This window comes from Tardiphaga sp. 619_E2_N8_4 (assembly GCF_051810905.1).
GTDB lineage: Bacteria > Pseudomonadota > Alphaproteobacteria > Rhizobiales > Xanthobacteraceae > Tardiphaga > Tardiphaga robiniae.
Window position 1 is genome coordinate 4,162,635 of sequence record NZ_JBPWQJ010000001.1, and the last position, 23,125, is coordinate 4,185,759.

The window sequence follows — 23,125 nt, forward strand, 5'->3', positions numbered from 1 at the left end:
GCTTTCCTTGATCTTGATCAAAGGACCTTCTTCCCTTCCGTCGATGTTTGCTGCAGGGAACCCCGAAGGAGGGTGTGATGTTCTGCTGCCGCAAGATTCTGTTCGCGCTTGCACTGGTGATGGCGATCCCTGTCGCTGTCTCGGCCCAGACGGTTGACAAGGCAGCCGCTCCAGACGTTCCGGCGAGCCGACCAACGCCGAGCGTCGAGCTGCTAAAGCCAGAGCAACTTGAGGCGCTGGTCGCACCCATTGCGCTTTATCCCGACGAACTGCTCGCGAATATCCTGGCAGCATCGACCTACCCGCTGGAGGTAGTGCAGGCGGATCGTTGGGCCAAGGAACGCAAGTCGCTCAAGGGTGACGCGCTGAAGGAAGCGGTCGACAAGCAGGCGTGGGACGACAGCGTCAAGGCTCTGGTCAGCACTCCGGACGTCCTGGCGATGATGAGCGACAAGGTCGATTGGACAAAGAGCCTCGGCGATGCGGTGCTCGCTCAACAGCCGGATGTCATGGATGCGATCCAGCGGCTGCGGGCGAAAGCCTATGACAACAAAAAGCTCGTGACCACCAAGCAGCAAAAGGTCAGCGTTAAGGCCCAGGAAAGCAAGCAGGTGGTCGTGATCGAACAGGCGGATCCTGCGGCGGTTTATGTACCGTATTACGATCCGGCAACGGTGTACGGGACCTGGCCCTATGCGGAATATCCACCGTATTACTTCGGGTACCCGTCCTATATCGGCGCGGGTGTTGTCGCGGCGGGTGTCGCCTTCGGCACCGCATGGGCAATCGGGCGTTGGGGCAACTACTGGGGCGGTGGCTTCAACTGGGGTAACCGCAACGTCTATGTCAACCATCGCACGACCAATGTTGGAAACGGTTGGCAGCACAACCCGGCGCACCGCCAGGGCGTGCGCTACAACAACGCTAACGTTCAGCAGCGCTTCAGCAACAACAATCTGAAGGCGGGCGCCTCGAACCGGATGGATTTCCGTGGTCGCGACGGGCAGCAGGTGCTGCGTCCGAACCAGGGCGCTGGCGATCGCGCGGGAGATCGAGGCGGCGTTGGCGCCGGCACACGAGATCGGCCGGGAGGTGGAGATCGCGCCGGCGTTGCGGACCGGGCCAAAGGCGGCGCCGATCGCGCGAAGGCTGGCAATCGCGCCAAAGGCGGCGGTGATCGTGCGAAGACTGCCAACCGCAGCGGGGCCGGCGCGGCCGGGCGTGGCGGTGGAAATCGTGGCGGTGCAATGAATGTGTCGTCCGGCCGCGCGGCGGCGGCGGCGTCTGCACGCGGGCGGGCCAGCATGGCGAGCATGCCGCGCGGCGGCGGCGCAAGCTTCGCTGGTGCGCGCGGAGGCGGCGGCTTTCATGGCGGTGGCGGCGGTGGTTTCCGTGGCGGCGGCGGCGGTGGGCGGCGGTCTGACATCGCTCTGAAGCATGACGTTGTCCTGCTCGGCCATCTCGCCAACGGTCTCGGCTACTATCGCTTCAGCTATCTCGGCGGCCAGAAGGCCTATGTCGGCGTGATCGCGCAGGAAGTCGAAAACGTGGTGCCAGATGCCGTGAGGCGGGGCAGCGACGGCTACCTGCGGGTGAAGTATGAGGCGCTCGGTCTGACGTTCCGCACCTATCGGGATTGGCTTGCAAATGGCGCAAAAATCCCTTCGGAGATGTCGCCATGATCGTTTGGACGTCAATCCATCGCGCTGCATCGACAACTGCGGCGGCTGTCGTGGCGCTGGCTCTCATGGGCTCGGTGTCGGAAGCGCAACAATCCTTTCCAACGCCGGAGGCTGCTGCAGCGGCGCTTGCCATCGCGGTCAAGGGTGACGCTAGCGATATTCTAAAGGTCCTCGGCAAGGCAGCCGATGACATCGTGTCGTCCGGTGACGAGGTGGCCGACGCTGACACGCGTCTGCGCTTCACGTCCATGTATGACGCCAAGCATGCGATCAAGACGGAGGGCAACAAGAGAGCTACCTTGATGCTCGGTACGGACGACTTTCCGTTCCCGATTCCACTCATCAACACCAAGACAGGTTGGGAGTTCGATACTGAAGAGGGCCGCATCGAGGTCCTGTATCGCCGGATCGGCCGTAACGAACTTGATGCGATCCAGACCAGTCTCGCCTATGTCGACGCCCAGAACGAATATGCCGAGAAGGATCGCGGCGAGGGCGCTGGCGTTTATGCACAGCGGATTGTATCGACGCCGGGCAAGAAGGACGGGCTGTTTTGGCGTGATGATGGCGATCCGAGCCCGTTGGGTGCGTTGGTCGCAGAAGCTTCAACTGAAGGCTACCAGGTCGGTGAAAAGCCGCAGCCGTATCACGGCTACTACTTTCGCATACTGAAAGGACAGGGGGCCAATGCTCCCGGCGGCGCGCTGATCTATTTGGTGAAAGGCAAGATGATCGGCGGCTATGGACTAATCGCCTGGCCTGCCGAATACGGAAATTCCGGCGTCAAGACGTTCGTGGTCAATCATGCCGGGACGGTCTACGAAAAGGATCTCGGACCGCAGACCGACCGGATCGTGAGGCGCATGTCCTTGTTCGATCCGGACCAGACCTGGAAGAAAGTCGATGCAGAAAAGCCCTGAGCGCGGGATATCTGCTTTGCGTCTGCTCGTGATGCATCTGACGGCGGTTGTACTGCTCACATCGACTGTTCCGGTGACGCCGTCCCGGGCTCAGGCATCCGGCTATGTTCGGGTAAAGCTGTTGAAGGCGGGGCTGGTCTTGGGAGCGGGCGGCGGCAGCGGCATCGTGACATATCGCGGCCGGGACTATCCATTCAGGGTATCCGGCCTGAGTCTCGGGTTTGCAGCGGGAGTGTCCGTCATTCGACTGACAGGATGGGCCTCGGGCATAAGGCAGATCAGGGACTTTGCCGGCACCTATAGCTCTGTTGGGGGTGGAGGCGCCTTCGTTGGCGGGATGGGCGGCGTTCAACTAACGAATGGGCAGGGTGTAAGGATTGCCTTGCGCGGACCCCGCGCGGGAGTGGAGCTTGCTGGAAATATCGGCCAGATCACAATTTCCCTGAAGGAGTGACGAGCGGATAGTCACGACGTAATCGGTTTGATTTCGTAAGAGGTGCGCACTCAGTATGAATTTATCGAAAGCGCCTGAAAGGCCTTATCTATTCTTGGTGCGGTCCGCAGAAATTGGCTGGGGATTAGTGCTGTCACGTAAACTATCCACTATTCGCGGTAAGGCCTTGATCTGCCGACAGTGCCCCTGGGTGTTCGCATTTCTGCTGTTCGCGCCGTCTGCTGTCACTGCTCTCCCGCTTACTTCGTTTCGCTATGAGACGCAGGCGCGGGAGCATTGCCATGAAGATACTGTTGTTTGGCTCGATTATCGCGACGAGGTCTATTACCTCAAGCGGCAGAGAAAATACGGGCGAGGCATGACGGGAAGTTTCGGTTGCGAGAAAGAAGCTCGGGGTAGTGGTTTTCGACGATCGCTTCTTGGGAGACGGTGAACGCCGATTCGCCGGGATGACCGACTACAGCGGGACGAGGATAAAATCTATCCTACTGGCGATTCAGACGCGTACGGCGGGCGCTGACGGTTCTCGTCCAAACCTCATGAAATTTCCTGGCTGAAGTCTTGTCGATATGCGGACCGATCAAGGCCGTCATAGCGAATGTGAGATCGTCGTAGTCGATCTCGCAGGTTTCGGCTCGCTGCTTAGGCAAGATGTCGTTCGCGACGATATCGGCAAACAGCTTCTTGTCCGCGCCGTAAGCGATACACAAAACATTGAAAGCTCGCTGGGCCGGCATCGAATGCTCGTCCGAGAACTTATCGCGAGAGGACAGGGGCTCCGCTTCCGGAAGCTCCTTTGCGCGAAGATAGGCTGCGCCGAGGATCATTCTGCGGGCCTCGGCTTTGCTGAGCCGGAGCATGACGTAAGCGGAGAACTGATCGGCCGCATCCTCCTCCCGGCCGATGACAGGGATTTGCAGCATGTCGAAAACAGCATGTCCGGTCTCGTGCAGGAAAACGTCGAGCGCTGGACCGAGAATTGTGTCGGCTTTGGAGACCCCAGCAGGGAGATCGCGCGTCGTCGCATTCTTCAGAATCTCTGCCAGCAGTTCGTAGCACAACGTGACGACCTCATCTCCGTACCAGGCATCGGGAACGCCGTCGCAACTCGCGACTTTGAGTGTGAGCGGATGGGGAAGGCGGAGAGGGCTCAGCAATTGCTGCAGGAGTTCAAGGGCTCGGCCTTGCTTGATCTGATCGTAGATCGCTTGGTGCGACGGATCTGTTGGCCGAATATACTTGTATCGGATCTGGTCAGGCTTGGCTCGCGGCGCAGCATCTACGCTGCCGATGGCGGCCATGGCGCCGAGGAGTATTGCGGTCACTGCGGCAAGCGATCGGCTCAACAAGCCGCTCCGTACTACATCCGAAACGGTCGTCCGATGGGATTGCAGATGGTCGACCTGTGGCGACATGTTCGACCTGCTTTTAAGGGGTCTCTTCGCTCTTCGAGCAGCTCTCTCGTTCGCTTGATGCGGGCGGAGACGTTCGCCAGCCTTGCATCGACTTACGGCTTGCGAGTACAGGACTATCCGCAGGGTTTGGGCAACAGAGATTTGATTTTCAAGAATGGCGCGTTGAATTTGAGCTATCATCTCAGTTGTTAGAAGTGCGCCCGCGAGCAAGCGGCAGCCGCAAGCGCTTTACTTGCCGGCCCGCGCCGGGTGCCAGGGCGTGCTGGCATGCAGATCGCGGTGGCCTGGAAGCTCCGCGACCGCAATTATGAGAATGGCGACAACGAGCCGGGCAGCCGCGGCATACCGACGTCTACCGTCTCACCCCGACGCGATTGACGCCACCATTCATGTTGCCACCGGCGTTATGACGAACCGCAGCGCGCGCCACCGGACGTGCCCTAAGCGCGACGCCCGCGCGGGCAACACAACCTGAAGGATAGCTGACGTATTGGCAATAAACGACCGCGTTGGCTGGCGCCGGATTGAGAGTGAGGCCTGCAGACCCCAACAGGGCGCTCGCAATAATACCGGCAATAGTCGCCGACTTGATTGATGGACTTTTCCTCGGGTGCATGGCCGCACTCCCTCTTTCACGCTTGCGTCACCGAAGGGTGACTGGTGGAGACGCCTGTGGGGCGCGTTACTATAGCGTGAATGCTTGAAGCTCGCAGACGTTGACCTAGATCAAAGGTTTTGTCTCCGACCCGACCGGCGGCACCGTTGCCAAAGATGACGCGCTGTGGCGCTACTGCTGAGAGTCGGGAACGCGATTCATCGTCATGGGTCCGCAGGTTCTGTGGAGGGGACTGAGTTGGGACTGTGCGACCGCAACTGTTGACGATATCTGGCTTGAGAAAGGCCGTGGTTTTAATGCAAGGATAATACGCTGCCATGGCGACTGATCCAGCAGCCAAGCAAAATGACATGTACAGCAGACATGGAAAGCGGTCACTGATTTTTCCATGACTTCGGTGCTTCTGCGCGAAGCGCCGACGGCACGCTCAGACCGAGTTGCTTGGCGCTATTGACGTCGATGGATAATTCATACTTCGGTGCTAATGGGTTTGCGGATGCTGGCGTCGAGCAGTAGCTGAATCTTTCGACCGCCGTAGGGAGGACCGAGACGATGAAAATCACTTTGGCGACCATCGCACTGCTCCCGATAATCGTGACGGTGCAGATGCAGATGCAGACGCTGACGGACGCCGAATCGACGTTCCTAGACCAACTTGCTACCGCAGCCGCGGTGCTCGAACAACGGTGCACCGGCTACGAGGCCAATGGCGTCGGCGGCGTCCAACAAGGGGCCAAGCTTCTCGGGAGCGCTGATGCGGCGATGGCAATGATCGAAGCTTATGACGCTGCTATAAAGGCCCACGATGCCAAGGATTACGACCGAAGTAAATTCCGTCCTGAAGTATCAGAGGCGGCTGGAAAAACGACCAATCGAGTGCTCGCGGCCTTGAGGAGAACGCCTAAAGTGGCGTGCGCCGATTACGGCGACATAAGCGTGGAACACGGCATGCTAAGGAGGTATTGAACTGCCGTGCCGACGCCGTGACAAGAATTGTGTCGGCTTTGGAGACCCCAGCAGCAGAGAGATCGCGCGTCGTCGCATTCTTCAAAATCTCTGCCAGCAGTTTGTAGCATAATGTGACGACCTCATCTTCGTACCAGGCGTTGGGAACGCCGTCGCAACTCGCGACTTTGAGTGTGAGCGGGTGGGGCAGGCGGAGAGGGCTCAGCAATTGCTGCAGGAGCTCGAGGGATCGGCCTTGCTCGATCTGATCGTAGATCGCCTGGTGCGACGGGTCCGTTGGCGCAACATACTTGTATCGGATCTGGTTGGGCTTGGCTCGCGTCGCTGCATCTACGCTGCCGACGGCGGCCAAGGCCGCGAGGAGCATTGCGGTCACAATTGCGGTCGCTGGGGCAAGCGTTCGGCTCAACAGGCCGCTCCGTATCGCGTCCGAAGCGGTCGTCCGATAGGATTGCCGATGGTTGGGCTGTGGCGACATGTTGGTAAGCCGATTCGAGCGTGGAGATTGCGCCTGTTATTTCTGATCTCGGTCCGATGCGCCGAACGCCGCACGATAGATTGCCCAGTAGGCGACACCGACAAAGCCGGCGCCGCCTATGATGTTGCCGAGCGTTACCGGCAACAGATTGTGGAATATCGCGGACATTGTGATGGATGAAGTGTCGAAATTCGCTGGCGCGTGACCGGTCTGGACTAGCAGCCACGCCAGGGGGAGGAAATACATATTGGCAACGCAGTGTTCGAACCCGGCTGCTATGAAAGCAGACACCGGCAGGATGACTGCAACGATCTTGTCGGTAACTGACCGGCCAGCATAAGCAAGCCACACCGCCGCGCAAACGAGCACGTTGCAAAGGATGCCTTTGAAGAACAGTGTCATCATATCGGGGCGAATTTTTCCGGCGGCCGTATTCAGTATCGAAAGGCCGATGCGGCCATCATTCATGTCCGGGTGATGAGAGAGAAAGACCAGTACAACCAGTCCAAGTGATCCGAGGAAATTTCCGAGATAGACGATGGCCCAGTTGCGGAGCATCGCCGCCGTAGATACCTTTCCGCTCGCCCACGCCATCACGATCAGGTTGTTGCCCGTGAACAACTCGGCGCCTCCAACTAGAACAAGCGCAAGTCCGAGGGAGAACACTAACCCGCCGACGACGCGCACAGTGGCGAAGCTGAGATCTGCGTCGCTGGCAATGATCGTGTAGTAAAGGGCGCCGAAGCCGACGCTACCGCCCGCGATGACCGCCAGCATGAAGGAGGCCAGGAACGGTAGCGCTGCCTTCTTTATACCGACCTTTTCTACAGCTTCCTTGATTTCTGCCGGGCTGTAAGCCTGCAGATTGAAGATAGCCGGTTGCGGCGCGGGGGTCCGATCGGGCATTCCTGCTTCTCCTCGATCGTCGTCACTGGCGCTATTGCCCGCCTGTACTGCCTATCGTCAAAAGCCCGACGATCTGCGCCGCGATCACTTTCAAAAGTGTCATCGATGGGAAGATCATGGCGTAGCCGATGTCTGGGCGTTCGGTCGGCGCCATTTTCGTTGAATAGACCAGGATGGCAGGGTTTCCAGTTGCGCCGGATGCCACGCCGACCAGGTCATCGTATGGGATCTTCAGAATGTAGTGGCCGACAACGAGGACGATGAACACTGTCGTCAGAAGTATGGCAACGCCGATGAACAGCATTGTGAATCCCGATTCCGCTACGGTGCGGACGAAGGGCTGTCCGGAATTCACCCCAACAGTTGCGAGAAAAATCGCGAGACCGAAGTTCCGAAGAACGATGTTCGCTGGCAGAGGCATGGTCCAAAGCATCGGTCCGGTGCGGCGGAGCTTGCCGAGAACGAGCGCAACGATTAGCGGGCCGCCGCCGATGCCGAGCGTCACAGTACCCACGCCCGGAATCGGAATAGGGATCAGACCGAGAAGGACGCCCATCACCATGCCGAGACCGAGCGAAACATAGCTGAAGTCAGCAGTCGCCTTGATGGAGTCACCAAAATGTTTGCGGATGTCTTCTTTCTTGTCCGGCGGCGTCAGCACTCCGACGCGGTCGCCAAACTCCAGCATGAGGTCGGGAGATGGAACGAGGTCAGCATCGTAGCGCCGCACGTGCAAGATGTGCGCTGGCACGCCGGGCGGCATCGGCAGCTTCGAAAGCGGTACGCCGACCGTGCTGGCCTTGCCAACGAAGACCCGGATGTAATCGAGGTCGGCGCGGTCGCTCGCGAGCCGGCCCGGTTCGAGTCGGCCAAGACGTTCAGCCGCCAGTGCGATTTCCTCTTTGCGATCGGCGACGACGAGCAGGGCGTCTCCCGCATTCAGAATGGTGCCGTCGGTCGGAACGACGTTGCGGCCGTTCTGGCGGACCATCGTGATCTGCAGCTCGGCGAGAGAGTCAGTGGCGAGGTCTCCAAGCGTGACACCGGAAAAGTTCTCGCCGATAGTGATTTCGCCCATATGAAAATGCTGGGCCTTGGGCGGGAACTTGGGCTTAACGAGCCTGGTCATGAAATAGATGCAGAGAATTGGACCGATGACGCCAAACGGATATGCGATTGAATATCCGATCGACGGGTCCTTGTTCTTCATGACGTCGAGCGCGGCCTGTAGTGATGCCGTGCTTGTCATCGATCCCGCATAAAGCCCAAGGGTATGACCAATTTTGATGTTGAATATTTGCCCCAGCCCGAGCGCTACGGCCAAGCCGGTGAGGCACGCAACGAGGGCGAGCAGATTGTATTTCTGCCCAACTCCGCTCATGCCTTCGAAAAATTGACGGCCGTAGAGGATGCCGATCCCGTAGAGGAACATGATTAGACCGGTCAGTCCGATCGGACCAATGATCTGGGCTTTTGGCGCAAAGGCCCCGATCCCGAGGCCGACAAAAAGAACGGCTCCGACGCCCATGGAAAATCCGGCGATGCTGATCTGGCCGACGAGGTAGCCTAATCCAATAGCCAGAAAAGCCGTCAAGATTGGCTGGCTGCCGATGATGTCGCGCGCAAAATCCATCATGTGTCTTACTCCCAAATCTGCTGAACAATTGTTTGATCAGCGTGCTTGACATCCCGCAGCACGGAACTGTCCGAGCACCCGGTTCACCAGATCCGGACTGGGCGGTAGCGTGTCAGCAAGTTTGTATTCGAGACCCATCGCTTTCCACTTGAACGCGCCCATCTGGTGGAAAGGTTGCACTTCCACCCATTCGACATTCTTCATCGGCGCGACAAATCGCGCGATGCCATCGACATTCGCCGGATCGTCATTCTCGCCGGGAACGAGGGTGAAGCGAACCCAGACCGGCTTCGACATCGACGCCAAGCGCTCGGCAAAACGAAGCGTTGGCGCGATGTCGCGGCCGGTAGTTCGACGATATGTTTCGGGATCCGAACTCTTGATGTCGAGAAGAACGAGGTCGATCTCGGACAGATAGGTATCGTCCGCGTGATCGCCGAGGAAGCCGGAGGTCTGCACAGCCGTGTGCAGGCCCATCTTCTTGGCACCGGCAAATATTTGCTGGGTAAACGCGCGCTGTACCATCGGCTCGCCACCTGAGATGGTTAGTCCGCCGCCAAGTGCCCGAAGGGAGGGCGCGAAATCAGCAAGGCGGCGGAGCACGTGGGCGGCCGAGACGTAGGTGCCGTCCTTAAGGTGCCAAGTGTCTGGATTGTGACAATAGGTGCATCGCAGAAGGCAGCCCGAGACGAACAGCACGGTGCGCAAGCCGGGCCCGTCGTAGCGAGAGGACGTCTCATAGGAATGGCAGTATCCGAACGTGCCTTCCTGATCCTTGAATTTGTCCTCATCGGGCGCGTCGGGTGAAATCCCGACCCGGAGGTCATGACGACTTCCCGGCTCCAGTGTCTGCACCGTTGACATGGTGCACCTCGCTCAGATCTGGCCGTGGAAGGTGCGGCTGATCACGTCGCGTTGCTGCTCTGGCGTCAGTCGGACAAAATTCACAGCGTAACCCGAGACCCGGATCGTGAGTTGCGGATACTTGTCCGGGTTCTTCATCGCGTCCTCGAGGACCTCCTTGTCGATGACGTTCAGGTTCATATGAAACCCGCCTCGATCGAAATAGACGTCGAACGCCTTGACCGCTTCATCCACGAGTTGGTCTTCCGACAGATGAGCCTTCTGGGGAGCGACCGAAACTGTGTAGCTGATGCCGTCCTGCGCATCCTTGTAGGGTAGCTTTGCGACCGAGAGGCAGGACGCGAGCCAACCGTGGCTATCGCGTCCATGCATTGGGTTCGCACCAGGTCCGAACGGCTCTCCTTTCCGCCGTCCGTCCGGGGTATTTCCGGTGGCCTTGCCGTAGACGACGTTGGACGTAATTGTGAGCACGCTCTGGGTGTGTGTCGCGTTCCGGTAGGTCGGATGCTTACGGATCTTCTCCATGAAACGCGTGACGAGGCTAGAGGCGATCTGATCAACCCGGTCGTCGTTGTTTCCGAACTGCGGCGTCGACTTGTTACCCTCGTTCTGGTAGTCAACCACAAGTCCCGTCGCGTCTCGCACGACGCGTACTTTTCCGTACTTCATAGCGCTGAGACTATCGGCAACCACCGAGAGGCCTGCTATGCCGAACGCCATCGTCCGCAGGATGTCGCGGTCGTGAAGCGCCATCTCCAGACGCTCATAGAAGTACTTGTCGTGCATATAGTGGATGCAGTTCATGGCGTGGACGTAAATCTTGGCGAGCCACTCCATCGTCGTATCGAACTTGCCCATCACATCGTCGTAGTCGAGGAAGTCGCCCGCAACGGGCTGCGACTGAGGCGCGACCTGCTCGCCAGATACTTCGTCTCGGCCGCCGTTGATGGCATAGAGCAGTGCTTTCGCCAGATTGACCCGCGCTCCAAAGAACTGCATCTGCTTTCCGAGGCGCATTGCCGAAACACAGCAGGCAATGCCGTAATCGTCGCCCCAGAAAGGTCGCATCAAATCGTCATTCTCGTACTGAAGTGAGGAGGTGTCCTTGCTGACTCTCACGCAGTATCGCTTGAAGGGGGCGGGCATCTTGGTCGACCAGAGCACCGTAATATTCGGCTCGGGCGCCGGACCGAGATTGTAGAGCGTGTGCAGCATCCGGTAGCTGCTTCGGGTCACCAGAGCCCGCCCGTCCAAATCCATGCCGCCAACGCATTCGGTCGCCCAGTAGGGGTCGCCGCTGAACAACGCATCATAGTCAGGGGTACGGAGGAAGCGGACGATACGGAGTTTCTGGACAAGCTGGTCCCAAAGCTCCTGGGCCCCGGTTTCGTCCAGAATGCCGGCCTTCAGGTCGCGCTCGATGAAGATATCGAGGAAGCTCGATATACGGCCGATCGACATCGCAGCGCCGTTTGCCTCCTTGATCGCGCCAAGATAGGCGAAATACGTCCACTGGAATGCTTCATGTGCATTCGCTGCTGGCTTGGATACGTCGCTCCCGTAGAGCTTCGCCATTGCAGCCAGATCGCCGAGCGCACGCATCTGCTCCGAGAGTTCTTCGCGCATCCGAATGATTTCGTCGGTTGGCCACATGTCGTCGATCTGGGCGCGTTCTGCCTGCTTGACCTCAAGGAGACGGTCGATCCCGTAAAGAGCCAAACGGCGATAATCACCGATAATCCGGCCGCGCCCGTAAGAGTCGGGCAGACCGGTAACGATCCCGGATCTCCGACAGTTCATGATCTCGGGCGTATAGGCGTCGAACACGCCATCATTGTGCGACTTACGATACTTCGTGAATGCTTCGTGCACGCGCGCGTCAGGTTCGAAGCCGGCAGCTTGCAAACCGTTCTCAACCATCCTCAGGCCGCCGAAGGGGAAGATCGCTCGCTTGAAGGGCTGATCCGTCTGCAGGCCGACAATGACTTCGTTGTCGCGATCGATATAGCCAGCTTTGTGTGCCAGCATAGTGGAAGGAGAGGCCGCATCTACCGCAAGCACGCCCTTCTTTCTCTCATCCGAAAAGTAAGGCTGCAGTTTCGCCCATACCGCCTTTGTGCGCTGCGATGGAGCTGCCAGGAAATTCTCGCTACCGGTATAAGGCGTAACGTTCCGGACAATAAAATCGCGCACATTGATCGAAGTCTGCCAGTCTCCTGGCCGGAACCCCTTCCAGCAATCTTTGGTGTCAGCTTCCTTCCTGAGAGCAACACTTGCTTTCATGGTTTCCTCCGGTGCTTCCTCGGTCGCTGTGCCGATGGGGTGATTTTGCGCGAGCAAGTGTTTCGGATGTTGGTCCAGCCGGGCTACTGATGCTTGATCTAGATCAAGCCAACGCTGACCCAAGCGCAGTTGTGTCCACAGAGTTCTTACCTCTCCGTGGTCTTACCCGCCCGAGCGGTCACTCAGTTTAAGGGCGCTGGTCTTGCAGCGATGCGGCGGGACCGCCTGATATGTGCTGCGAACTTGTAGGGGAGAAACGGCTCTTGGCATTGTGTGAATTGAAAGAGGGTTCCGAATGGCTGAAACACCCAAACTCTCCGTAGAGAAAGCGTTGAGTAAACTGCGTGAGAACGATGCAAAATCGGATAGCGCAGTACGCGACGAAAAGAGCGATGCCCTGAATGAAGAAATAAAACGAATGAGAGCGCAGCGTCTGCGGCTAGGTCAGCAGCCGCCCAAGCGCGACTAGTGCCTGCGAGACAAAGACCTTGATCTCTTCCTTCTCGGGAGCTTCGCTGTGATTCCGAGCGAGCCGCCTTTAACGGACGCCTATCTGAGAACGCCAAAGGCCGCGGCGTTTGCCGGGATCATATTCTCGGTCCTGCTGTTTGCGGTGTTTGGGCTCATGCGGCTCTCAGTCCCCTCCGATCCTTTCGAACGGGGAGCTTGGCTTGCGGGGGACACTGCTTATGTCACGCTTGCCATGAACCTAGTGCCATTCGCCGGGATAGCTTTTCTATGGTTCGTGGGAGTTCTTCGCGATCGACTTGGGGCACGGGAAGATCGCTTTTTTGCTACGGTCTTCTTAGGAAGCGGATTTTTGATGTTGGCTATGCTCTTCGCCGCGGCCGCGGTTGTTGGTGCGATCATCATTGCCTTCCACGCGGCACCCGAGTTGCTCATTCACTCTGCGACGTTTCACTTCGGGCGCGGCCTGGCCTACGGGATGGTCAACATCTATTTGGCGAAGACGGCGGCCGTCTTCATGATCACGACATCGACTATTGCTATCTATACCCGTTTGACGCCGCGTTGGCTCGCGGTCGGCGGATATTTCATCGCAGCTGTTCTTTTGCTTGGAAGTAATTACTTTGATGGAAGCTTGCTCGTTTTCCCACTGTGGGTCTTGGTCGTCAGCGCGTCCGTCCTGTACGACAGGCGGCCCGTTCCTAGTTCGGAGGCGCTGCCGCCGCAAAATTAAGGCGTATTGGTTTATTGATGGTAGCACAGACGCAAGGCCGTCATCGCTATCGCATCATAGATGGAGCATGTCGATGTGGATACTGATGTACGTCTTTTCCTACTCAGTTAGCCCTGCGGTGACAAGCGACAGATCGGAATGGAGACTTCTTCCAACTGTCGTGTTTCAGGAGTTCTCCAACGAGCAACGATGCGAGAAGGCCAAGCTGATGCTTGAAGGCAGCTTAAAGGAGGCGGGAGCCAAGTTGAAAAGCGGGCTTGAAGACCTGAAGAGTGTCGGTAAGGCCGACCCTGCGCAGATCATCATTGCGTTTAATGTGGAATGCCTTCCGAAATAGATCGTGCCGCCACGATATCGCTATCGTCTTACTCGACAGCCAGTACCGGCGATGAATAGATGAGCTCCACGAAATCACGACGTGCCTAAAGCGGTCACTCGATGCTCACTTCTTGTCCGTACTTTGGTGTTAGCAGCGATACTCTCTACCGCGGTCGTGGCATCTTGATGCCGAGCGCCCGTTCAACGCCGGACACCACCGTTGCGCGTGGGTTTATCGAACAATAGTCTTTCACCACCTTAGTGGCTTGCGCGAATTGATAGAGGTCGATGGTGTTATTGCGAACGCTCGCGTTGTAGTAGCCGCTCAGCCACATGGCGCCGGAGAAATCCTGGAAGCCGAGCTTAGTCAATTCACTGCAGCTCGACTTGCTCATGTCGACGACCATCTTGTCCTCTGCAGCGGCCGGCGCAACCAATGATGATATGACCGTGGTCGCAACCAGTAATTTATGCATGCTGCCCTCTGCATCGTTTCATACGCAACCAAGCGGCCGCGCTATGCCTCGGCGGGCAGATTCCGCTGGTTGCGGCTACCCGGACTTGATCTGAATCAATGAGCGGCCGGGTCAGGGGTCCATTAGCGTCGGTCATTTCCTGGCAGTAGGCTGACAGCTCCTCTTTTTACGGTCCCAAAGCCGCAGTGGAGGAGTTTTTGTGCGAGGCACGCAGCATGGACGCGATCAAGCTACCCATCTGGCTGCGGGTCACTTTGGTCGCAGGCGCTGTCGTTCTGATGACGAGCGCCGGACTATTTGCCTGGCACTGGCATGCCCGGCCTACAACCCTCTCCATCGCGGCGGGGTCACTGGATGGCGAGGCGAGCAGGTTGGTCGCTGCATTGGCTAGCAGGCTGGCGCAGCAGAAGGCGCCGGTGCGGCTCAACATCGTTGAGGCAGCGGGCGCTGCCGAAGCGGCCGATGCATTTTCTTCCGGCACGGTGGATCTTGCCGTGGTCAGGGGTGACGTTGGCGACCTCTCGCAGGCGCAAGCGGTCGCCGTTGTGACGCATACGGTGGCTCTGCTGGTCGCTCCACCGGGCTCTCCTATTACTGATATTGCAAGCCTGAAGCGCGCCAACGTCGGCGTAGTCGGCGGCGATATCAATCAGCGGCTCGTAAAAGTCTTGATCGACGAGTATGACCTCACGCGATCTGGGGTCGTCTTCAAGAATATTGGGCTGGCTGACACGCGACGCATGATCGACTCCAAGGAAGTGCGCGCGATACTGATCGTGATGCCACTTGCGGAAAAGTATCTGTCGCTTCTGCGCGGTCTGTTTCCGCAGGCCGGGAAATCCGGCCCAACACTGATTCCGATCGAATCGGCTCCGGCTATTGCCCAAAAGGAGCGGGCGTATGAGTCCTTCGACATCCCAAAAGGTACGTTGCGAGGCTCTCCGCCCAATCCGGCGGAGGACGTCACTACGCTGCGGACCTCATTCTATCTGGTTGCCCAAAAGACGTTGAGCAGCGACCTCGTGGCGGACCTCACGGAATCCGTGATGAAAGCGCGGCGCGACTTATTGGCCGAATTGCCGATCTTGGCTCAGGTCTCGGCGGCCGATACAGACGCGTCCGCCTATCTGCCGGCGCACCCGGGGGCGGCGGAATTCTACAACGGCACGCAGGTGAGTTTTCTGGACAAATGGGGCAACATAATCTTTTTGGTGCCGATGATCGTGGGCGCGCTTGCGTCAGTGTTCGCTGCATCCTGGAAGTTCCTGTGGGCGAAGCCGCCGCTGACCCAAGAGGAGGCGCTGGATGTACTCTATGCACTCGGACGGCGTATCCGTGGCAGCAGCGACGAGGCTGAACTCGACGAAATCGAGCGTGAGATCGACGGAGTGCTTCAGACGCAACAATTAAAGCGCGCGTCGAGCGATGAGGAGGCCCGCGATGTTGTTGCGCTAAACGTGGCAGCCCATCGGCTGGAAAACCTGATCCATGATCGCAAGCTGTTGGTTGGGGCGCAGCGAACTGGCGCGTCTGGAGAACAGGCCTAATGCAATTCCTCGCGCGTTGCCCGAGCGCACGCCGCTCTCGAGGTTGCCTGCCGTGTGCGGCGTACCGCTCGTAGCTTCGGTCGACCGAACGCAATCGGGCAAAATTGCTAGTAGGGCGAAAGGTAGTCGACTTCCATCGTTTCAAGAACAGGACAATGCGGGGTGTTGCTGGCATCACCTCAGCCAGACCCCGTGGGATTTCGTGGCTCCGGTTTCAGAATTCGGGAACGTCTCGGGCAGCGCCGTAACTGCCCTCGGCCCGGTCGAGAATGATCCAGAACGAATGTCGCAACGTATTTGTAACTGCCGCTCTAGCTGGGGATTGCCTCCCATGCTTTGATGTTGGGGCAGGGATCATTCCAGGGCGGAGGCACTCTTGACTGGCAATGGCGTGGGGCGGCTAGGGGCAGTTGATCCGACCCGGCAATGGGTCACCGCGATTGGCGTGACCGTGGCGGTTGGCTTCGCGTTTTTTCTAGCGGCGCGGCTCGGTCTTACTCTGCTGACAAAGCCTGATGGCGTGGCCGTGTTCTGGCCGGCTTCCGGTGTTGCCACCGGAGCCCTGATAGCGCTTGGTCCCCGTGCCAAATTGCCAGTTGCGATCGGGACGGCCGCGGCAACGATTGCAGCCAATATGTCGGGAGACAGAACCTTGGCAGGCTCTGTCATCTTTGCTCTGTGCAATGCCGGTGAGGCATTGCTTGCCGCTGGCCTTATTGAGCACAGATTTGGTCCGGGTTTCGCTCTCGACCGGTTGCGACATGTCCTCGAATTGCTCGCGGCAGCGGTTTTCGCGAGCGCTATCTCGGGGATCGGCGGGATCTTGGGGTTCAAATTATTCCAGGGTTCGACAGCACCGATCTTGACCATTTGGGAGCACTGGTTCGCGTCAGCCGCGCTTGGCATCGTAACCTTTGCGCCTTTGCTGATCGGAACTGGCGCGGCCGTGCGCAACCCGCCGTCGGCAAACGAGGCTGTGGAAGGATCATTACTGCTCTTGGCAATAACTGTGCTGGGCGCCCTTGTTGTCTTTCCGCCGCACGGATCATGGACGCATGTGGTTCCCATCGCGCTGCTGTTCCCGCTATTGCTGCTGCTGACGGCCCGTTGCCAACCGATGTTCGCCGCGGCAGCAGCATTCATCTTTGCGCTGACAATCGTGTGGACTATAGCCTTTGACATTGGGTATTTCGGCACCCCTTATCTGCCGATAGACGAACGCGTCGTGGGCGCGCAAGCCGCCATCCTGACAACGTCGCTCTGCGCGCTGGTTCTTGCCTCTCTGTTCGCAGAGCGGCGTGAGCACGAGGCAGCGGTTAGCGAGGTTGCGGCCCGGTTGGAAGAGGCGTTGGAGGCCGGTGCGGTAATGGCCTTCGAATGGGACGCTCGCACCGGCTTGTCGCGACATAGTGAAAATGCTGCGAACGTACTTGGCTGCGACACACTAGTTCCGTTAACAACAATTCGCTTTTTTGCGCTGGTTCACCCTGATGACCGCGCTCGCTTCAAGTCGCAGGTGAAAAATGTCCGGCCGGACAAAACTTCGTATGCAATCACCTTTCGAGTGATGCACCCCGACGGTCGGGAAATGTGGCTTGAAGAAACGGCAACGGCCGAGTTCGACCAAGCCGGGGAATGCATATGCATCAGGGGCCTGACCCGCGATATAACGGAACGCAAGCGAGCTGAGGAGCATCAACGGTTGCTGGTGGCAGAGCTTGATCACCGCGTCAAAAATGTGCTTGCGCGGGTCGGGGCGGTCGCCATGTGCACGAGACAGGGCAGCAGTACGATGGACGAATTTGTCCAATCCCTCGATCAGCGCATTCAAAGCATGGCAATTGCCCATGAGTTGTTAAGCCAGAATAAGTGGGAGCGAGTTCGCGTCGCGGATATTGTCCGCCTCCAGTTGGCGCCCTATGCGACGAAAGCAAACACGACGACTTGCGGACCCGATATCGCGCTCAACGCCGTGGCAGTTGAGGCGCTGGGGATGGTGTTGCACGAGCTTGTGACGAATGCATCCAAATATGGCGCACTGTCGATCCCGGAAGGCAGGGTGTCCGTAAGCTGGGGCTCCCGCAGCAATGGAGGCGCCGCGAAAGTTTTGAACATCGTGTGGCGCGAGACAGGGGGTCCACCGGTAGAGGCTCCGCCTCAGGAAGGATACGGAACAAGCCTCATTTGCAGTCTCATCCCGCATGAGCTCGGTGGTACGGTCAACCTTGCATTTTCGTCTGAGGGTATATCCTGTACAATCGAGATACCACTCAAAACAGGCATAGCCGATGCCACGTGAAAGGACCTCTCATCGTTCCTTCTGTCTGTTAAGGATAGGGCGCAACATCGCGAGAAGTGTTTCCGCTCTTACGGGTTTCGTCAGAATGGCCTCGGCCTTGCCGGGAGGTAGAGAGACGGACGAGTAACCTGTGACGACGAGAACGGGAATACAAAGTTCGTGCAGGCGATCAATCAAGTCGTTAGACCGCTCGCCGTCTCGGAGATTGATATCGATGATGCCTACATCGGGAGCATCTTCGGCAATCAGGCGCTCGGCGTCGGCTATGGTAGCAGCTGGACCGGATACATCCGCTCCCAATAAGCGAAGCAGTCGTTTCATAGCATTGCCGAGTTGCCAAGAGTCTTCAACCAATAGGATATGTGTGCCTTTCAGTTCCGACGGTCCGCTTGCAATGGGTTGGTGACCGATCAGCGCCATGTTGAATCCCTGCGCAATGGTATCTGTTGTGACCTGTCTTCATTGCTGCCACGCCAGCGATTATCGGAACGCTAACGCTCAAATCCGTGCTTGTTCCGGAAGCGGGAAAGCCTATGCCGACGAAGCCCTTTCTGAGGCCCACAACCTTGTCGCTGCAATCGTAAAGTGGCAAATCCCCGCCAGTTTCAACTGTTCACCAGCAGATTTCCGAGTTCAGAGCCTCGTGGAAGGAACGCTATTCAGTGTCAAGTTCCTCACAATGTATAACGGTGTTCTGAAGGTCAATTGATAAGAAGGCTTCGGCACCCAGGAGACCAGTAACGAGGCGCCGAACAAATGGTTATCACTGTCATCTAACTGGTCTAGGTCTATACGAAGTAGTGGCTGAGTGAACGATCCAATTGGATTAAAATTGAGGAGCCGTGCGCCTCCGAAAGACTGAACCCCGACGCGACCGGTGAGCTTCCAATTGTTGTCCCACCGGTAGTAGCCGCCGATGTAGCCGATCAGATTTGCATTGACGGTGGCCAAGACAGCACCGGCTGCCACCTTTGTGTATTGAAGGGCGGCCAGCATTCCACACGTCTCGTCATCGTTCAGAGCGTAATCCGCTTCGATGACGTTGTTGAAAGATGTCGTCGCCAGCGAAGCGTCGGGCACGGAGCGCGTTAAAGTCTCCTGTATCGTAATCGTCGGGATCAGGCCGCCGTTCTGGCGGTATATGTCAGCCTGGAGCCCGACGTTCCAGCTATTGTTCGTGAATGCGCCTGCATGGGTGGCGGCCGCGCACCGCACCAGGCGCTTCCGAGACACGTCACGGTCACGAACAAGAGAAGCGGGCGATCGGCCCGAGCCCGGATCACGGACCGGGGGCAGTTTATCAAGGGGCGCTGCATTTATCTGTCTCGAGCCGCCGCCAGCGCAAATCGGCTGACGGCATCGCCAAGGTGACCGTCCTGCGGGAGGTCACGGGGAGGCTCGGCCAGAGTCATACGTGGAAACACACGTGTAAATGCGTGCACGCGTGTACCGCTTGCGAGGTGATCTACTGACAAAATGCTAGGGGCTGCGACCCCGTGTAACACGAAAAACAGGGCATACGGTCCCTACGCCGGGGGGGGGCGCGTCTGCGCAATATACTGGCTGGTCCTGTCCCGTGGTGCGATGTGGCGTTCGACATCCGAAGGGCCGTCGAGCCGTATAATTCGCTGATGCGCTAGCGCTCATGTTCCGCCAATTGCATACTTCGGCAGCGCACGTCGGTCATTGCGGATCAGGTGGGGCAGCACGAACCTTCACCCGCATCACGGTTGGCTTCTCAGCTTGCCACGCCTCGAGGAGCGTCAGACCGAACTGAGCATTGACGTAGTCAGCGACGAAGTTGGTCGGTGCAGCCAGCGTGACGACATCCGCCGTTTCGCCAACGAAGCTCAGCTTCGCGATCCAGGCGCCGCATTTGTCATCGCCAAGCCGCCTCCGTAGACGCCTCACAACGGCGGCCAGCAGCGGATCCGTGTCCCACCGCCTGAAAGGGTCGGGGCGAGCAGCTTGTGCGGCGACTACGGACTGCCCCGTCTTGGAAGTCCGCGGGGCGTCGTCGATGACGTGCACAAACGCCTCGATCAACCTGGCCAACAGCCTCGCATCAGCATCATCGACCTTTCGAAGCGTGTCTGCCAAGCGAGACAGGCGATCCATTGAAATGCCACCTGTCATGCTGCCCTCCGGCTCATCAGTTCGAGTCGAACCCTTGCCAGGCTTTCTTCGGTCAGGCTGCCGGATCGCTGCTGGGCGGTGAGCTGGTCTAGCCGGCCGGGAGCAAGTTCGCCGAGCAATTCCCAGCCAAGGGCCACGTCCCCGCGACCCAGCCGACCAGCAATTTGCGATTGCAGCGCCTCGGATCGAACAGGCGGTGGCGTGGAAGGGGGTCGCGCGCGCGCGGCAGTAGAGCTCTCGGTAGAAGAAGAAGGTTTAGTAAAGTCAGTGTTTGGTTTCTTCATTTCTTTATATGCAGCCGCGCTAGCCGGCGCCGGGTCAGCCGGAGCCGGGTATTCAGGCTGCGGTAGAAATGCCACAGCGTCTGTTACAACATCGCCTGCGACATCATCGACGTCCGTCACGGGGGCGGGCTCGTCACGGATCACATATTCGAGGGCGACGAACGCACCATTTTCATTGCGGATCGTTTCGCGGGTAACGTAACCGGCAGCAATCAGGGTGCGAAAGATTCGCTGCATGCGATCCTTGCCAACACCCATGACCCGTCCGACCTGCGACAGATGCACACTCCAATTCGGAGGTCGTGACAGCAGATATCCCAGGACGCCTTTTTCATCGACGCCGATCCTGCCGTCTTCCCAGATCGAATTTGGAAACGACGCGTAGCGGGAACTGTGCTTTCTTCTGATTATAGTCATCGACGCTCGTTCCGATTGAGCAGTTTTTGGGATTTCCGGCCGTTGCGTGACGCATCCAGAGGCGGCGCTCGTAATAAGGGGCCGCGACGTCCACGCAGGAATGACCGAGAAGCGTGGAACAGAGCCCACACACCATGCTCTAGAAACGCGAAAGCCCGGCGATGAGCCGGGCTTGAGCGAAATGCATTTTGTTTCGCCAAGCTCATGGAGCCTTGGCGTTGCGCCTGGATCTTTATCTGATCCACGTTGACCTGTCCTTCGTACCGGTCGGCACGTCTTCCAGCTCAACCTGACTCTCTTCCAGTTGGAAAAGGCGTCTCGCGCGAGAATGCGTGGATGAAAATACTGAGTCCGTCCTTCGTGTCAACGCTGTTGATAGCAGCAGCTGAACGACATGCGGGACCAGCACGCTTCACAATGAAGTTGCATTCTGCAGGAGAATTCACGGCGCGCTTCGCGCGTCTCATGGCCTCCGCGAGGCCGATGAGTGCGCCGAAGCCGTATGGCTCCTCACGATCCGTTCCGACATCCGTGGGATGTAAGACCGGATAGATCTGCTCCTCGGTGACGATGACCGGTTGCAGGCGTCCGAGGTCGGATGAAAACACTGATTCGGTGCTTTTTGTCGAGCGCCGTAATACCTAAAGGTTCATTGGCAGATTGCCGTCATGCGCATCGAAAGGGCCGCCCGAGATGCTCGCTAATGAATGAATTTTTGCAGCGCTAATCCTGGCCGGAGAAAAGAATTGTTCAGTTGAGGAACATTTCTTGGAGCGATAGCGAGCGATATCGGCAGAAACTGTTCCGGGAGGAGTTTTATTGCGTGAATCCGGGCAGGGCGGCGGTTCAGTAGTGTGCTCTGTTCTAAGCTGCAAAACCAATGCGGCCTGTCACCTCTGCGGGAAAGCAAAAGGCCCGGCACGATCGCCGGGGTTTTTGCGATACTGCTTGGGGTACTTCACCGATTTTGCAGAGAATCGGTTTGCTCCAATCCACCATCTGCGAGACTCGCTTTCGAAGAAGCAGCAACGAGAAGAGGCGCACGGATCATCCCGGTCAGCCGTTCCCTCGGACCTTAGAGAAGGGCAATTATGACAGGCCGTTGTCGTACTTCGAATAACGCGAAGAACTGATCGGGGGTGCAGGAACTGCGCGGCCATCGCCACCCTGCATTACGACAAGATCGGCTTTTACCCGTTCCGCAACGGAACAGGTAATTTAGGAAATCGAGGGCGGCGAGCTGCGACCCGGCCGTCACTCGACCATAATAGACCCACGTGAACAAGGCGAGAACAAAGTTCGCTGAAAACGTCCAACAAAACGTCCAACATGGCAAACGGGCGTCGGCTGCGCGCTTGATTTTGTTGGTGAATTTCTTAGGAACAAGAGCTTTGGCGCTCCCTAGCGGAATCGAACCGCTCTCTCCACCGTGAAAGGGTGGCGTCCTAACCGATAGACGAAGGGAGCAAAAAACCCCGGCCGATCCAGCGGCCCGAAATCAGGCCAAGGATACCGCGGTTCTGCACGGCTATTTCTAAAATCGCCGCAACATCAAAGCTTTAGGGCTGATCTATCGCGGGCGGCACCGACCGAAAGCAAATCAGTTTGGTGCCAGCGGCCGAACGTATAGTGACGTTTGTTCGGGTCGGCAAGTGGGCGGTGAGGGATCAGGTGGATGATCCCCATGCGCGGCGCACGGACCTTGTGCACAGGACATTTCGAACTCTTCTGCACCTCTCAACGGTTCTTAAAGCATGCAGGCTTAAGGCTCTCTCCCGGGGGCGTGGAGTGATGCGATGGCAGTGACGAAAAAACGCGACACACGCCGGTCCGTACACCAGGCCGCATGGATCACGCTGGACGGTGGATTCGCGGCCCGGCAATGCAATGTGCTGGATCTCTCGGCCTCCGGCGCGAAAGTCGTCGTCGACGATCCCACGTCGGTCCCCAACAAGATGAAGCTGGCCTTCTCGCGCGACGCACGCACCGGGCGTACGTGTGAAGTGGTCTGGCGCCGCGGCAAGACGCTGGGCGTTCGCTTCATCGCGTAGGGCCCCACGATCGTGCGCCCCGATATCGTCATTCCCGTATTGATGGGCTGCGCGCTGCTGTGGTGGATCGGCCGTGGCATGAACTGGTCCACGCGCCTTATCGTGGCCGCGATTACGCTGGTGGTGATCATGGGCATCCTGCTGCTCGAACGCTCGCTGAACTAACGTTCAAGCGA

General features: G+C 58.3%; 24 protein-coding genes and 1 tRNA gene. 12 read left to right on the forward strand and 13 right to left on the reverse strand.

Annotated elements, in window-relative coordinates:
- The first annotated feature begins 77 nt into the window (after positions 1 to 77).
- Genes AB8A23_RS19980 through AB8A23_RS19990 form a run of 3 tightly spaced genes read left to right on the forward strand, consistent with a single transcriptional unit; the run spans position 78 to position 3,056 of the window.
- Complete coding sequence (locus tag AB8A23_RS19980; protein WP_439058446.1) at positions 78 to 1,682, forward strand: DUF3300 domain-containing protein; 1,605 nt, start codon at positions 78 to 80, stop codon at positions 1,680 to 1,682.
- Positions 1,679 to 2,602, forward strand: coding sequence for a DUF2950 domain-containing protein (locus tag AB8A23_RS19985; protein ID WP_120289544.1), 924 nt, complete (start codon positions 1,679 to 1,681; stop codon positions 2,600 to 2,602). Before AB8A23_RS19980 ends, AB8A23_RS19985 begins: the two co-directional genes overlap by 4 nt.
- Positions 2,586 to 3,056 (forward strand): hypothetical protein, encoded by a 471-nt coding sequence (locus AB8A23_RS19990; protein WP_120289546.1) that lies wholly within the window; start codon positions 2,586 to 2,588, stop codon positions 3,054 to 3,056. Before AB8A23_RS19985 ends, AB8A23_RS19990 begins: the two co-directional genes overlap by 17 nt.
- 485 nt (positions 3,057 to 3,541) lie before the next feature.
- Here AB8A23_RS19990 and AB8A23_RS19995 read toward each other — a convergent pair whose 3' ends face one another.
- From AB8A23_RS19995 to AB8A23_RS20005, 3 genes are all read right to left on the reverse strand, one after another.
- A complete protein-coding gene (locus tag AB8A23_RS19995) occupies positions 3,542 to 4,402 on the reverse strand; it encodes a DUF4344 domain-containing metallopeptidase (RefSeq protein WP_439058445.1) in 861 nt (286 codons plus the stop codon).
- 421 nt (positions 4,403 to 4,823) lie between these two features.
- On the reverse strand, positions 4,824 to 5,087 hold the full coding sequence (locus AB8A23_RS20000) for a hypothetical protein (protein ID WP_120289550.1): 264 nt from the start codon (positions 5,085 to 5,087) through the stop codon (positions 4,824 to 4,826).
- Between the two features lie 374 nt (positions 5,088 to 5,461).
- Positions 5,462 to 5,662, reverse strand: a complete 201-nt coding sequence (locus AB8A23_RS20005) for a hypothetical protein (protein ID WP_439058444.1) — start codon at positions 5,660 to 5,662, stop codon at positions 5,462 to 5,464.
- Here AB8A23_RS20005 and AB8A23_RS20010 point away from each other — a divergent pair.
- The gene (locus AB8A23_RS20010) at positions 5,640 to 6,053 is read left to right on the forward strand and encodes a hypothetical protein (protein WP_439061181.1); all 414 of its coding nucleotides are present in this window, start codon (positions 5,640 to 5,642) and stop codon (positions 6,051 to 6,053) included. The two genes, AB8A23_RS20005 and AB8A23_RS20010, sit on opposite strands and share 23 nt — an antisense overlap.
- A gap of 514 nt (positions 6,054 to 6,567) precedes the next feature.
- Here the strand turns inward: AB8A23_RS20010 and AB8A23_RS20015 are convergent.
- The 4 genes from AB8A23_RS20015 to pflB are packed head-to-tail and all read right to left on the reverse strand — an operon-like array spanning position 6,568 to position 12,220.
- A complete protein-coding gene (locus AB8A23_RS20015; protein ID WP_439058442.1) occupies positions 6,568 to 7,437 on the reverse strand; it encodes a formate/nitrite transporter family protein in 870 nt (289 codons plus the stop codon).
- A 31-nt stretch (positions 7,438 to 7,468) separates the two neighbouring features.
- Positions 7,469 to 9,073 (reverse strand): aspartate:alanine exchanger family transporter, encoded by a 1,605-nt coding sequence (locus AB8A23_RS20020; protein ID WP_439058441.1) that lies wholly within the window; start codon positions 9,071 to 9,073, stop codon positions 7,469 to 7,471.
- Positions 9,074 to 9,109: 36 nt separating this feature from the next.
- Positions 9,110 to 9,937, reverse strand: coding sequence for a pyruvate formate-lyase-activating protein (pflA, locus tag AB8A23_RS20025; RefSeq protein ID WP_093758490.1), 828 nt, complete (start codon positions 9,935 to 9,937; stop codon positions 9,110 to 9,112).
- Positions 9,938 to 9,949: 12 nt separating this feature from the next.
- Positions 9,950 to 12,220, reverse strand: coding sequence for a formate C-acetyltransferase (gene pflB, locus AB8A23_RS20030; protein ID WP_439058440.1), 2,271 nt, complete (start codon positions 12,218 to 12,220; stop codon positions 9,950 to 9,952).
- Between the two features lie 295 nt (positions 12,221 to 12,515).
- On the opposite strand from pflB, the gene AB8A23_RS20035 reads away from it, so the two are divergent.
- The 3 genes from AB8A23_RS20035 (at position 12,516) to AB8A23_RS20045 (ending at position 13,758) form a co-directional block, all read left to right on the forward strand.
- On the forward strand, positions 12,516 to 12,689 hold the full coding sequence (locus tag AB8A23_RS20035; RefSeq protein ID WP_170849664.1) for a hypothetical protein: 174 nt from the start codon (positions 12,516 to 12,518) through the stop codon (positions 12,687 to 12,689).
- Positions 12,690 to 12,737: 48 nt separating this feature from the next.
- Positions 12,738 to 13,421, forward strand: coding sequence for a hypothetical protein (locus tag AB8A23_RS20040; RefSeq protein ID WP_439058439.1), 684 nt, complete (start codon positions 12,738 to 12,740; stop codon positions 13,419 to 13,421).
- A 73-nt stretch (positions 13,422 to 13,494) separates the two neighbouring features.
- The gene (locus AB8A23_RS20045) at positions 13,495 to 13,758 is read left to right on the forward strand and encodes a hypothetical protein (protein WP_439058438.1); all 264 of its coding nucleotides are present in this window, start codon (positions 13,495 to 13,497) and stop codon (positions 13,756 to 13,758) included.
- A gap of 145 nt (positions 13,759 to 13,903) precedes the next feature.
- On the opposite strand, the gene AB8A23_RS20050 is transcribed toward AB8A23_RS20045, so the two are convergent.
- The gene (locus tag AB8A23_RS20050; RefSeq protein WP_439058437.1) at positions 13,904 to 14,215 is read right to left on the reverse strand and encodes an HdeA/HdeB family chaperone; all 312 of its coding nucleotides are present in this window, start codon (positions 14,213 to 14,215) and stop codon (positions 13,904 to 13,906) included.
- A 215-nt stretch (positions 14,216 to 14,430) separates the two neighbouring features.
- Between AB8A23_RS20050 and AB8A23_RS20055 the strand changes: the two genes are divergently transcribed.
- A complete protein-coding gene (locus AB8A23_RS20055) occupies positions 14,431 to 15,762 on the forward strand; it encodes a TAXI family TRAP transporter solute-binding subunit (protein WP_439058436.1) in 1,332 nt (443 codons plus the stop codon).
- A 376-nt stretch (positions 15,763 to 16,138) separates the two neighbouring features.
- Entirely contained in the window at positions 16,139 to 18,061 is a 1,923-nt protein-coding gene (locus tag AB8A23_RS20060) for an HWE histidine kinase domain-containing protein (protein ID WP_439058435.1), read from the forward strand.
- 9 nt (positions 18,062 to 18,070) lie between these two features.
- On the opposite strand, the gene AB8A23_RS20065 is transcribed toward AB8A23_RS20060, so the two are convergent.
- Both AB8A23_RS20065 and AB8A23_RS20070 read right to left on the reverse strand, forming a co-directional pair.
- Positions 18,071 to 18,481 carry a response regulator gene (locus AB8A23_RS20065; protein WP_439058434.1) on the reverse strand — a complete coding sequence of 137 codons (411 nt, stop codon included), beginning with the start codon at positions 18,479 to 18,481 and terminating at the stop codon, positions 18,071 to 18,073.
- 213 nt (positions 18,482 to 18,694) lie between these two features.
- Positions 18,695 to 19,294: a hypothetical protein gene (locus AB8A23_RS20070; RefSeq protein ID WP_439061210.1), complete on the reverse strand. Its 600-nt coding sequence runs from the start codon at positions 19,292 to 19,294 to the stop codon at positions 18,695 to 18,697.
- Between AB8A23_RS20070 and AB8A23_RS20075 the strand changes: the two genes are divergently transcribed.
- Positions 19,253 to 19,432, forward strand: coding sequence for an RlpA-like double-psi beta-barrel domain-containing protein (locus tag AB8A23_RS20075; RefSeq protein ID WP_439058432.1), 180 nt, complete (start codon positions 19,253 to 19,255; stop codon positions 19,430 to 19,432). The genes AB8A23_RS20070 and AB8A23_RS20075 overlap by 42 nt on opposite strands.
- A 312-nt stretch (positions 19,433 to 19,744) precedes the next feature.
- Here the strand turns inward: AB8A23_RS20075 and AB8A23_RS20080 are convergent, their stop codons facing one another.
- The 3 genes from AB8A23_RS20080 to AB8A23_RS20090 all read right to left on the reverse strand — a co-directional run bounded on the left by AB8A23_RS20080 (position 19,745) and on the right by AB8A23_RS20090 (position 22,365).
- Positions 19,745 to 20,197 carry a DnaA N-terminal domain-containing protein gene (locus tag AB8A23_RS20080; RefSeq protein ID WP_439058431.1) on the reverse strand — a complete coding sequence of 151 codons (453 nt, stop codon included), beginning with the start codon at positions 20,195 to 20,197 and terminating at the stop codon, positions 19,745 to 19,747.
- A complete protein-coding gene (locus AB8A23_RS20085) occupies positions 20,194 to 20,898 on the reverse strand; it encodes a hypothetical protein (RefSeq protein ID WP_439058430.1) in 705 nt (234 codons plus the stop codon). The genes AB8A23_RS20080 and AB8A23_RS20085 overlap by 4 nt, the downstream gene beginning before the upstream one ends.
- A gap of 1,392 nt (positions 20,899 to 22,290) precedes the next feature.
- Positions 22,291 to 22,365, reverse strand: a tRNA-Glu gene (locus tag AB8A23_RS20090).
- A gap of 329 nt (positions 22,366 to 22,694) precedes the next feature.
- Here AB8A23_RS20090 and AB8A23_RS20095 point away from each other — a divergent pair.
- Together AB8A23_RS20095 and AB8A23_RS20100 are read left to right on the forward strand one after the other, a co-directional pair.
- Positions 22,695 to 22,949, forward strand: a complete 255-nt coding sequence (locus tag AB8A23_RS20095; protein ID WP_175368958.1) for a PilZ domain-containing protein — start codon at positions 22,695 to 22,697, stop codon at positions 22,947 to 22,949.
- Positions 22,950 to 22,961: 12 nt separating this feature from the next.
- Positions 22,962 to 23,114: a hypothetical protein gene (locus AB8A23_RS20100; protein ID WP_089264231.1), complete on the forward strand. Its 153-nt coding sequence runs from the start codon at positions 22,962 to 22,964 to the stop codon at positions 23,112 to 23,114.
- Positions 23,115 to 23,125: the final 11 nt, after the last annotated feature.